Genomic DNA, 9,865 nt, shown 5'->3' with positions numbered 1-9,865 from the left:
TGCGCGGCGCACGGGGTGCAGGGCGGGTTCCACGCGATCGGTGACGCGGCGATCTCGACGGTGCTGGAGGGTTTCGCCGGCGCGGCGGAGAAGCTGGGCACGGACCGGGTGCGGGCGGCGCGGCACCGGGTGGAGCACGCGGAGATCATGAACAAGCGGCTGATCGCCGGGTTCGTGGAGTACGGGATCGTGGCGAGCATGCAGCCGGCGTTCGACCGGTTGTGGGGTGGCGCGGGCCGGATGTACGAGTCGCGGTTGGGGTTGGACCGGTCGTTGGAGTCGAACCCGATGGGGGCGATGCACGGCGTCGGGGTGGCGTTGGCGTTCGGTTCCGATTCGCCGGTGACGCCGCTGGACCCGTGGGGTTCGGTGCGGGCGGCGGTGTGGCACCACAACCCGACGCAGCGGATGAGTGTGCGGGCGGCGTTCGCGGCGCACACCCGTGGCGGGTGGCGGGCGGTGCACCTGGACAACGAGGGTGTGCTGGCGTTGGGGGCGCCGGCGACGTTCGCGGTGTGGTCGACGCCGGCGGGCGTGGAGCGGGGTCTGCCGGTGCTGTTGGCGCGGGAGCCGGAGGCGCGGGGTCCGCAGGATCCGACGCCGCTGCCGGTGTGTCGGCGCACGGTGTTGCGCGGTGACGTGATCTACGAGGAAGGGTCTGCGTGAGCGAGCGTAGCGAGCGGGGCATCGACACCGCGCGGGCGTGCCGGGTCGTCGGCGAGCGTGAGGTGATGGTGTGACGGGCAAGCTTGACCTTGATCCGCGGCTGGTGGCGCGGGCGCGGGAGTTGGCGCGCCGCGCCGGGCAGCCGGTGGTGGATCTGGCGCGCAGCCACACGACGGTGTCGGTGGAGCGGGCGGTGTTGCGGCTGGCCGGGGTGAGCGGCGCCGATCCGGACGGCATTCCGTGGGTGAACCGGCTCGTCGACGCGGTGGTCGCGGACGTGGGGTTGGGGCACGGGGTGGCGCTGCCGGTGTTCGACGCCCTGGCGCGGGAGCAGATCAGCGACGTGACGTTGCTGGCGCAGAAGGCGGCGGCCGGGTCGGTGCGGTTCCAGCAGCCGACCGGGAAGGCGGCCACCGCGGCGCGGAAGGCCGCCCGTAGGGCGGTCGGGGCGGGTGTGCGGTTGATCGATCGGCGGCGCGCGGAGCGGGACCGCCTGGTGAAGCGGTTCGGTGATCCGAAGCAGCGGCCGTGGATCTACCTGATCGTGGCGACGGGGGACATCTACGAGGACATTCCGCAGGCGCAGGCGGCGGCGCGGGCCGGGGCGGACGTCATCGCGGTGATCCGGTCGACGGGGCAGTCGCTGCTGGACTACGTGCCGGAGGGCGCGACCCGGGAGGGGTTCGCCGGCACGTACGCCACGCAGGAGAACTTCCGGTTGATGCGGGCGGCGTTGGATCAGTCGTCGAAGGAGTTGGGCCGGTACGTGCGGCTGACGAACTACGCGTCGGGGCTGTGCATGCCGGAGATGGCGACCCTGGCCGGCCTGGAGCGGCTGGACATGATGTTGAACGACTCGATGTACGGGATCCTGTTCCGTGACATCAACCCGATCCGTACGTTCGTGGACCAGCGGTTCTCGCGGCAGGTGCACGCGCGGGCGGGGATCATCATCAACACGGGTGAGGACAACTACCTGACCACCGCGGACGCGGTGGACGAGGCGCACACGGTGACGGTGTCGCAGCTGCTCAACGAGTTCTTCGCGCACGAGGCGGGGTTGGCGGACTGGCAGTTGGGGTTGGGGCACGCGTTCGAGATCAACCCGGACGTGCCGGAGTCGTTGCGGTTGGAGTTGGCGCACGCGCTGTTGGCGCGGGAGTTGTTCCCGGACGCGCCGCTGAAGTGGATGCCGCCGACGAAGCACATGACGGGTGACGTGTTCCGGGGGAACCTGCTGGACGGGTTCTTCAACCTGGTGGGCGCGATGACCGGTCAGGGGATCCTGCTGGTGGGGATGATGACCGAGGCGGTGGTGACGCCGTGGTTGTCGGACCGGGACATCGCCCTGCAGAACGTGCGGTACGTGCTGGGTGCGGCCGGTGGGTTGCACGAGGACTTCGTGCCGGCGCCGGGCGGGTTCATCCAGCAGCGGGCCAACCGGGTGCTCGCTGAGGCGGTCGACCTGCTGGAGCGCATCGGTGAGCAGTCGCTGTTGACGGCGATCGCCGAGGGCACGTTCGGGATCATGAAGCGGCCGGCGGACCGGGGCAAGGGTCTGGCGGGGGTGGCCGCGCACGAGGCCGACTACTTCAATCCGGCCACGGAGCTCCTGGAAGGGGATGCGGCGTGAGCGGCGTCGAGGTCGGCGCGGCGGCGCCCGGCGGCGGGGCCGCCGAGAAGAGGATCGTGCGGCCGTACGGGGACACCACCGGCGACGGCATGGTGCAGGTGTCGTTCACGTTGCCGGTGCCGCACGACAAGCGGGCCGAGGGCGCGGCGGTGCAGTTGGCGAACAAGATGGGCATGGACCCGGCGATGCTGGTGCACGCGAAGCCCATCGGTGAGGGTTTCACCTTCTTCGTGGTGTACGGGCGGGTGAACCACCTGGTGGACCTGTCGGCGGTGCAGGTGGTGGAGCGTGACTTTCCGCTGCTGAGCGCCAAGGAGGTCAACGCGGTGGTGAAGCAGCGGTTGCGGCGCAAGTTGTCGGTGGTGGGGGCGTGCATCGGCACGGACGCGCACACCGTCGGCATCGACGCGATCCTGAACGTCAAGGGCATCGCGGGGGAGAAGGGCCTGGAGTACTACCGGGAGTTGAAGGTCACCAACCTGGGTGCGCAGGTGAGTGTGCCGGAGTTGGTGGAGGCGGCCCGGGTGGAGAAGGCCGACGCGGTGTTGGTGTCGCAGGTGGTGACGCAGCGTGACGCGCACCTGCACAACACCCGGGAGATGTCGGCGGCGTTCCGGGAGGCGATGCCGGCCGGGAAGCGGCCGCTGCTGATCGTGGGTGGGCCGCGTTTCGACGAGACGATGGCCGGTGAGCTGGGCGTGGACCGGATCTTCGGTCGGGGCACCACGCCGGGCGAGGTGGCGAGCTACCTGGTGCACGCGTTGATCACGGAGAAGAAGGCGAAGGCATGAGTGATTCCCGGGTCGGTCTGACGGTCACCCACCGGCGGTATGTGCCGTACTCGCATGCCCACTACGCGGGCAACCTGGTCGACGGGGCGTACGCGTTGGGGTTGTTCGGGGACGTGGCGACGGAGGTGTGTATCCGCACCGACGGCGACGAGGGGTTGTTCGCGTCGTACTCGGATGTGCAGTTCAGGGCGCCGATGAAGGCCGGGGACGTGCTGGAGGTGACGGCGACGGTGACCCGGGTGGGTACCCGCAGCCGCACGATCGACTTCGTGGCGCGGGTGGTGTGCCGGGGTCGTCCGGACAGGGGTGAGTCGGCTGCGGAGGTGCTCGACGAGCCGGTTGTGGCGGTCACCGCGACCGGCACGGTGGTCGTTCCGCCGCCGGCGTGAGGCACGCGGTCTGCGCCGACGTCGGGTCCACGTACACGAAGGTGGCGGTGGTGGACCTCGACGCGGGCGCGTTGGTCGCGGCGGCGTCGGCGCCCACGACGGTGGGCACGGATGTGCTGCACGGCTTGGACGCGGCGGTCGGCGCGGCCACCGCCGCGCTCGGGTTGGGTGACGCGCCGTGGTACGTGTGTTCGTCGGCCGGTGGTGGGTTGCGGCTGGCGGTCGTCGGCTACGAGCACCTGGTGACCGCGCAGGCGGGCCGGCGGGTGGGTCTGTCGGCGGGCGCGAACGTGGTGCACGTGGCGGCGGGTCGCCTCGGCGCGGCGGAGCTGGCGGGGTTGCGGGCGGCCCGCCCGGACGTGGTGCTGCTGGTGGGTGGCACCGACGGCGGTGACGCCGAGACGCTGACGCACAACGCGACCCGGTTGGCGAGGGCGCGTTGGCGGGTGCCGGTGGTGCTGGCCGGCAACGTCGACGTGCGTGCCGACCTGCACGCGCTGCTGGCTCACGCGGGGGTGCCGGTGACGGTCGCGGACAACGTGTTGCCCCGCATCGGGGTGCTGGCGCCGGGGTCGGCGCGGGCGGCGATCCGGGAGGTGTTCCTGCGGCACGTCATCGGCGGGAAGCGGCTGTCGCGGGGGACGCGGTTCGCGCGGCTGGTGCGGGCGGCCACGCCGGACGCGGTGCTCACCGGTGTGGAGGTGCTCGCCGACGCTCTCGGCGGTGACCTGGTGGTGGTGGACGTGGGCGGCGCCACCACCGACGTGTACTCGGTGTTGACGCCGGATGAGCGGGCCAGCGGGCCGGGCCGGGAGGTGGCGGGGTCGCTGTGGCGGGCGCGCACGGTGGAGGGGGACCTGGGCGTGCGGTGGAGCGCGCCGGGGGTGGTGCGGGCCGCCGCGGAGGAGCGGCTGCTGACCGACGTGGAGCGCGAGGACCTGGCCGCGGCGGCGGCGGTGCGCGCCGACGATCCGGGGTTCCTGCCGCGCGGGAAGGCGGATCGGGCGGTGGACGCGCGGATCGCGGCCCTGGCGGCGACGGTGGCGTTGCGGCGGCACGCCCGTGGTGCGGGCACGGGTGAGCGGGCGGGGCGGGATCTGCGGGACGTGCGGCTGCTCGTCGGTTCCGGTGGGGTGTTGCGGCACGCGGCGCCGGCCGACGCGGCCGGTGTGTTGGGGGCGGTGTTGAGCGATCACGCCGGGGGGTGGGCGCTGCCGCGTGCGGCCCGGCCGGTCGTCGACTCCGACTATGTGCTGGCCGCCGGTGGGCTGCTGGCCGCCGAGCATCCTCGGGCGGCGGCGGCGTTGTTGCGTCGTCACCTGGCGACGGATTGAGACTCGCCGACGCGACACGCCGTGGCACATCACACGACAGGCCGGGGTGGGTTGACAGCGGCGGGGGTCTACGCCGTACCGTCTTTGAGTCCTACTACGGGAAGCGGCTGTTGTTCGCTTCGTCCCTTCGTCCGCTGGCCGAGCGACATGTGAGTGGTGCGTCGCGGCGGCCAGGTCCAGCGGGCGGGGGTCGGCGGGGCGGCGCGAACCGGCCGCGGTTACCGGTGTACGGGCAGGGTGAGGTGCACGGCCAGTAGACAACGGCCAGGCGGGGGCAGCCAGTCCGCGTCGGGTCGGTCCGAAGGTCGGCGCAGCTCATTCTCGCCCCACCGGCCGGGAAGGGCCTGGGAGCATCGGGGCGCGGCGCGAGCCGCGCCCCGATTTTCGTCTCCCCGGCCGGTGCCTCTTCGGCCGGTGTCGCCTCGAGCCGGGGAAACCTCACGCGCCGGCGCGGTAGGCGTCGAGTTGGTCGGCGAGGCGCCGCGGTTGGCTCAGCGCGATGAGGTGGCCGCCGGGCAGCACGTCGACGTCGACGCCGAGGCGTTCGCGGGCGAGGCGGCGTTGGAACTCGGCGGGGAAGAACCGGTCGTCGCGGCCGGTGACGACGCGGGTGGGCACGTCCGGCCAGCGGCGCAGCGGGTTGGGGTGGGTGAACACCGCCTCGGACTCCTGCGGCGCGTCGGCGGCGGTGAGGCGGGCCACCACCGGTTCGGCGACGTCGTGGAAGAAGTCGACCGCCAGGTCGACGTGGTCGCTGGGGGTGCGGCCCTGCGCGGCGGCGTGCGCGGCGCGGGCACGCGCGTGGCCGGTCGCCTCCCACCACTGCCCGGCCGTCTCGCCGGGGGCGGGGATCATCGGGTTGACCAGGACGATCATCGTCACCCGCGGGTCGTCGGCGAGCAGCGGGGCGGTGAACGCGCCGAGGGAGTGGGCGACCAGCACCACCTGGCGGCGCTCGCCGATCGCGGCGCGGACCGTGTCGGCGTACTCGGGCAGGGCGGCGGTGTCGTCGGCGGCGGGCAGGTCCACCGCGACGGTGTCGTGGCCGCGGCGGCGCAGTTCGTCGACGAGCAGGTGCCAGTAGTCGGCGCTGCCGCCCGCGCCGGGGATCAGCACGTAGGTCACGAGCGGCCCCGGGCGGCGAAGTCGTCGGCGGTGCCGCCGCCGGGGAAGCGGGTGGTGAAGTCCAGCACCCCCACCCACGACGGGCGCAGCCCGATGCGGGCCATGCGTACCTGCTGGCCGTGCATCTCGGCCAGCACGGCGTCGTGCTGGTCCTGCCCGCCGTAGCGGTGGTGGGCGGCGAGGTATTCGGGCGCGGGTCCGTCGACGTCGGTGACGGTGACCGGGCCGCGCAGCAGCAGCACCTGCGGGGGCGTGGCGGCGGTGTCGATGGTGACCGCGACGTCGGGTCGCGTCCGCAGGTGGCTGATCTTGCGTGCGCCGGCGAAGGTGCAGAAGACCACCTCGTCGCCGGTGAAGTGGAACAGCATCGGCAGCACCCGGGGGGTGTCGTCGGGCGCGACGTAGGCCAGGCGGGCCAGCTCCGTGGAGGCCAGCAGCCGCTGCGCCACCGGGTGGTCGAGCAGTCGTACGTCGCCCTGCGGCAGGGCGGTGGTCGCGGTCATGGCGTCTCCCTCGAACGGCTCACTCCTACATTAGGAGTGACCGCTTCGTTCGGGCAAGCGCTTTGGCTACCCTGGTCGCATGCGTTCCTACGACGATCTGTGCGGTCTCGCCCGCGCCCTGGCCGTGGTCGGCGAACGCTGGGCGCTGCTGATCGTGCGGGAGCTGCTGCTCGGGCCGAAACGCTTCTCCGACCTCAACCGTGGCCTGCCCACCATCAGCCAGAACGTGCTCTCCGCCCGGCTGCGCGAGCTGGAGCGGGCCGGCGTGGTGACTCGCCGCGCCCTCGGCCCCCCGGCCAGCGTCCGCGTGTACGAACTCACCCCGCGCGGGCGGGAGTTGGAGGAGAGCCTGCTGGCGCTGGGCCGCTGGGGCAGCCGGCAGCCGCTGCCGGCGAGCGGGCAGCTCAGCGTCGACGCCCTGATGCTCGCCCTGCGCACCACGTACGACCCGGGCCCCGCCGGCGGCCCGGCGGGGCCGGTGGGGCTGCGCTTGGGCGCCGACCGGTTCGTCGCCGACACCGACGCGGCCGGGCTGCGCATCACCCGCGGCGGCGGGGAGCGCTGCGCCGCCGTCGTCGACACCGACCCGCGCACCCTGCTGGAGGTGGTCTACGGCTACCTGCCCCGCGACGAGGCGCAGCGCCGCGGCGCGCTGCGCGTCGGCGGCGAGCGGCAGGTCGCCGAGCGGTTCCTCGGCTGCTTCACCCGCCCGGTGACCACCGGTGACGCTGGTGCGGTGCCGGCCGCCGGGTAGCCTTCGGCGCGTGATCGAGGTGAGGTGCCCGTGACGACCGTGGATAGCCAGCCGCGCGCCGACGTCCCGCGCGTGCCCGACGCCGCGCCGCGCGCGCTGCCGTTGCGGGTGGCCGCGCCGATGGCGGTGGCCGCCGGTCTGGCGTTGCTGGCGGCGTTTCCCCCGTACGGGGTGTGGCCGCTCGCGCCGGTCGGTGTGGCGCTGCTGGCCGTGGCGACGCACCGCCGCCGCGTGCGCGCCGGCGCCGCGCTGGGCTTCCTGACCGGGGTGGCGCTGTTCGCGCCGCTGCTGAGCTGGACGAACCTGCACACCGGCTACCTGCCGTGGGCGCTGCTGTCGCTGCTGCAGGCCGGCTACCTGGCGCTGCTGGGCGCGGCGAGCGCGTACGCCACCCCGCTGGCCGAGCGCGCCCGGTGGGGCTGGCCGGCGCTGACCGGTGTGCTGTGGGTGGGTCAGGAGGCGCTGCGCGACCGCACCCCGTTCGGCGGATTCCCCTGGGGGCGGCTGGCGTTCAGTCAGGGCGACTCGCCGCTGCTGCGGCTGGCCGCGCTGGGCGGCGCGCCGCTGGTGACCTTCGCGGTGGCGCTCACCGGCGGGCTGCTCGCCACGGCGGCGTGGCGGGCGTGGGACGGGCCGCGCCGGTGGGTGCCGGTCGCCGGGCTGACCGCCGGGGCGCTCGCGGTGCCCGCCGCGGGGCTGCTGGTGCCGGTGGCCGCCACCGGGGACGGCGACACCGTCACCGTGGCGATCGTGCAGGGCAACGTGCCGCGGCTGGGGCTGGACTTCAACGCCCAGCGCAAGGCGGTGCTCGGCAACCACGTCGACGCCACCGTCGAGCTGGCCGAGCGGGTGGCCGCCGGCTCCCAGCGCCGCCCGGACCTGGTGGTGTGGCCGGAGAACTCCAGCGACATCGACCCGCTGCGCGACGCCGACGCCGGCGCCCAGATCTCCCGGGCCGCCGACGCGATCAGCGCCCCGATCCTCGTCGGCGCGGTGCTGCGCGGCCCCGACGACGGTCAGGTCCGCAACGCCGGGATCCTCTGGCGCCCCGGCACCGGACCCGACCTGGGGCAGGTCTACACCAAGCGGCACCCGGTGCCGTTCGCCGAGTACGTGCCGATGCGCGACCTCGCGCGAATGGTCAGCAAGCAGGTGGACCGGGTGCGGGCCGACTTCGTGCCCGGCACCGAGCCGGGCGTGCTGCGCGCCGGCGCGGCCGTGCTGGGTGACGTGATCTGCTTCGAGGTCGCCTACGACGAGGTGGTCCGCGACACCGTCACCGGCGGGGCGCAGCTGCTGGTGGTGCAGACCAACAACGCCACCTTCGACGCGGCGGAGGCGCGCCAGCAGCTGGCCATGGTGCGGCTGCGCGCGGTCGAGCACGGCCGGCCGGCGTTGATGGCCTCCACGGTCGGAGTGTCCGGGTTCGTTGCCCCGCACGGGCGGGTAAGCGACGCCACCGGGTTCAACACCCGAGCGGTCGTGGTGCGGCAGCTGCGGCTGGACGACGGGCGCACCCTGGCCACCCGCGTCGGCCTGTGGCCGGAGGTGGCGCTGGCCGCCCTGGCGGTGGCGGCCCTGCTCGGCGCGGCCGTGCTGCGCCGCCGGCACCGCGCCGGATGACACCAGCCGGTACGCCGGCGGAGGGGGAAGCGACGGTGGGCCAGACGACCGACACCCGGGGACCGCACGCCGCTCAGCCGGGGGTGGGTCGGGTGCTCGTGGTGATCCCGACCTACAACGAGGCCGACAACGTGGCGCGGATCGTGGCGCGGGTGCGCCGCGCCGCCCCGGCGGTGGAGATCCTCGTCGCCGACGACAACAGCCCCGACGGCACCGGCGCGCTCGCCGACGCCCTGGCCGCCGCCGACCCGCGGGTGCACGTGCTGCACCGCGAGGGCAAGCAGGGCCTCGGCGCGGCGTACCTGGCGGGGTTCGCGTGGGCCCGCGAGCGCGGCTTCGACGCGGTGGTGGAGATGGACGCCGACGGCTCGCACGCCCCGGAGGACCTGCCCACGCTGCTGGCGGCCGCCCGCGACGCCGACGTGGTGATCGGCTCGCGGTGGACCAGGGGCGCGCGGCTGGTGAACTGGCCGCTGCGGCGGCTGCTGCTGTCGCGCTGCGGGAACCTGTACGCGCGGCTGGCGCTGGGCATGCCGGTGTCCGACGCCACCGGCGGCTACCGGGTGTACCGGCTGTCGGCCCTCGACGAGATCGACCTGGGGTCGGTGTGCTCGCAGGGCTACTCGTTCCAGGTGGAGCTGTCCCGGCTGGCGCACCGGGCCGGGGCGCGCATCGTCGAGGTGCCGATCACGTTCGCCGAGCGGGAACGCGGCAGCAGCAAGATGAGCCCGTTGATCATCGCGGAGGCGCTGTGGCGGATCACGGCGTGGGGGGTGCAGGACCGGCGCACGGCGCTGCGGCGGGGCCTGCACGGCACCCCCACCGGTCAGGTGCGGTGGCCCTGAGCCCGGGCGTGTCATGCTGGACGCAACGCCTGCGCGGATCGACCGACCGCAACCGCAGGCGTCGCGGATGGCGGATGAGGTGAGATGCGCCGAGGACTGAGGTACGTTCCGCTGGGCCTGTTGCTGGCGGTGCTGCTGGAGCTGGCGGTGTTCGTCGTGGTGGGCCGGGCGATCGGGTTCGGCTCGGCGCTGCTGGCGGTGT

9 protein-coding genes and 2 pseudogenes are annotated in these 9,865 nt (G+C 74.0%); 9 read left to right on the top strand and 2 right to left on the bottom strand.

The features are described from left to right. The 5 genes from ACSNOB_RS30535 to ACSNOB_RS30515 all read left to right on the top strand — a co-directional run. A partial coding sequence (locus ACSNOB_RS30535; RefSeq protein ID WP_436690733.1) for an amidohydrolase family protein occupies positions 1-666 on the top strand: 666 nt, incomplete at its 5' end. 70 nt (positions 667-736) lie between these two features. Then, positions 737-2,299: a lysine 5,6-aminomutase subunit alpha gene (locus ACSNOB_RS30530; RefSeq protein ID WP_436690731.1), complete on the top strand. Its 1,563-nt coding sequence runs from the start codon at positions 737-739 to the stop codon at positions 2,297-2,299. Beyond that, positions 2,296-3,090, top strand: coding sequence for an OAM dimerization domain-containing protein (locus ACSNOB_RS30525; protein ID WP_436690729.1), 795 nt, complete (start codon positions 2,296-2,298; stop codon positions 3,088-3,090). Before ACSNOB_RS30530 ends, ACSNOB_RS30525 begins: the two co-directional genes overlap by 4 nt. Beyond that, the gene (locus ACSNOB_RS30520; RefSeq protein WP_436690727.1) at positions 3,087-3,479 is read left to right on the top strand and encodes a hotdog domain-containing protein; all 393 of its coding nucleotides are present in this window, start codon (positions 3,087-3,089) and stop codon (positions 3,477-3,479) included. The genes ACSNOB_RS30525 and ACSNOB_RS30520 overlap by 4 nt, the downstream gene beginning before the upstream one ends. Further along, complete coding sequence (locus ACSNOB_RS30515) at positions 3,476-4,813, top strand: glutamate mutase L (protein WP_436690725.1); 1,338 nt, start codon at positions 3,476-3,478, stop codon at positions 4,811-4,813. The genes ACSNOB_RS30520 and ACSNOB_RS30515 overlap by 4 nt, the downstream gene beginning before the upstream one ends. Before the next feature lie 438 nt (positions 4,814-5,251). Here ACSNOB_RS30515 and ACSNOB_RS30510 read toward each other — a convergent pair whose 3' ends face one another. Next, the gene (locus tag ACSNOB_RS30510) at positions 5,252-5,938 is read right to left on the bottom strand and encodes an alpha/beta fold hydrolase (protein WP_436690723.1); all 687 of its coding nucleotides are present in this window, start codon (positions 5,936-5,938) and stop codon (positions 5,252-5,254) included. Then, a complete protein-coding gene (locus ACSNOB_RS30505) occupies positions 5,935-6,441 on the bottom strand; it encodes a pyridoxamine 5'-phosphate oxidase family protein (protein WP_436690721.1) in 507 nt (168 codons plus the stop codon). Before ACSNOB_RS30505 ends, ACSNOB_RS30510 begins: the two co-directional genes overlap by 4 nt. Before the next feature lie 79 nt (positions 6,442-6,520). On the opposite strand from ACSNOB_RS30505, the gene ACSNOB_RS30500 reads away from it, so the two are divergent. The 4 genes and pseudogenes from ACSNOB_RS30500 to ACSNOB_RS30485 all read left to right on the top strand — a co-directional run. Then, positions 6,521-7,195, top strand: coding sequence for a winged helix-turn-helix transcriptional regulator (locus tag ACSNOB_RS30500; protein WP_436690719.1), 675 nt, complete (start codon positions 6,521-6,523; stop codon positions 7,193-7,195). A 30-nt stretch (positions 7,196-7,225) separates the two neighbouring features. Next, positions 7,226-8,844: pseudogene (gene lnt, locus ACSNOB_RS30495) on the top strand (apolipoprotein N-acyltransferase); the annotation flags it as partial. Between the two features lie 9 nt (positions 8,845-8,853). After that, positions 8,854-9,663 carry a polyprenol monophosphomannose synthase gene (locus ACSNOB_RS30490; RefSeq protein WP_436690735.1) on the top strand — a complete coding sequence of 270 codons (810 nt, stop codon included), beginning with the start codon at positions 8,854-8,856 and terminating at the stop codon, positions 9,661-9,663. A gap of 84 nt (positions 9,664-9,747) precedes the next feature. Continuing rightward, a pseudogene (locus ACSNOB_RS30485) lies at positions 9,748-9,865 on the top strand (FxsA family protein); the annotation flags it as partial.

The sequence above is a fragment of the Micromonospora sp. URMC 106 genome, from assembly GCF_051386395.1.
Taxonomy (GTDB): domain Bacteria; phylum Actinomycetota; class Actinomycetes; order Mycobacteriales; family Micromonosporaceae; genus Micromonospora.
Note: the sequence above shows the minus strand (reverse complement) of the source record. Positions and strands in the feature narration are given on the sequence as shown.

Bases quoted from the DNA above. Each gene is read 5' to 3' on its own strand.
- ACSNOB_RS30500 (WP_436690719.1), top strand. From the start codon at position 6,521: ATGCGTTCCTACGACGATCTGTGCGGTCTCGCCCGCGCCCTGGCCGTG.
- ACSNOB_RS30505 (WP_436690721.1), bottom strand. From the start codon at position 6,441: ATGACCGCGACCACCGCCCTGCCGCAGGGCGACGTACGACTGCTCGAC.
- ACSNOB_RS30520 (WP_436690727.1), top strand. From the start codon at position 3,087: ATGAGTGATTCCCGGGTCGGTCTGACGGTCACCCACCGGCGGTATGTG.